This window comes from Vibrio sp. 03_296 (assembly GCF_002265885.1).
Window position 1 is genome coordinate 1 of sequence record NZ_NPKW01000478.1, and the last position, 724, is coordinate 724.

The 724-nt window shown below is 49.2% G+C and carries 1 protein-coding gene; it reads left to right on the top strand.

Annotation, left to right across the window (positions count from 1 at the left end):
• On the top strand, nt 1-577 hold a 577-nt coding region (locus CIK04_RS25520), incomplete at its 5' end, for an efflux RND transporter periplasmic adaptor subunit (protein ID WP_325205821.1).
• Between the last annotated feature and the right edge of the window lie 147 nt (nt 578-724).

Sequence of the window (724 nt, forward strand, 5' to 3'; positions counted from 1 at the left end):
CAACGTGGTAAGAATTTGCTACCACGTGGCAGGTATTTCGCAGTCGGAATTCGATGCTTTGACTGCTGGTCTACTGGGCGCACAAGCGCAACTTGAAGCGGCAAATGCACAGTTGAAATTGGCGGACGTTAACCTTTCTTATACTCAAATTCGAGCGCCATTTTCAGGCCGCATTAGCGATTCCAAAGTCAGTACGGGAGATCTGGTTTCTCCTTCTTCAGGCATCTTAACCACCTTAGTCAGTCTCGATCCCATTCATACTGCATTCAGCATTAGCGAGCGTGAGCGTTTGGCTCTCGGTATCGAAAGAATAAAGGGAGATGGCTCTACACCATCGGCTGGTGTGGAAGTCCAGCTGCAACTGGAAAATGGTAAAGAATATCCCCATTTAGGGCGCTTGGATTACTTGGGTAATCGCATTGATACCAAAACGGGCACCATTGCATTGAGAGCGGTAGTGGAAAATCCCGATCATCAATTGACTGCCGGGTCAACACATCAAAGTCAATTTGCGAGAGAAACAAGTCTCAGTCGGTGGTGGATGGTTCCGCGTCGTGCAGTGTCAGACGGATCTTGAAGGGTCATTTCAGTAGTGTATGACACCGGGGGAGGTGGCTGAGCGTCGAAATGTCTCTTTAGGTGCACAAGTTGAACAAGGTGTGGTGATTCGCCAAGGCTTGACGCAGGATGACGTTGTTATCACCCAAGGATTGCAGCGTGTGAG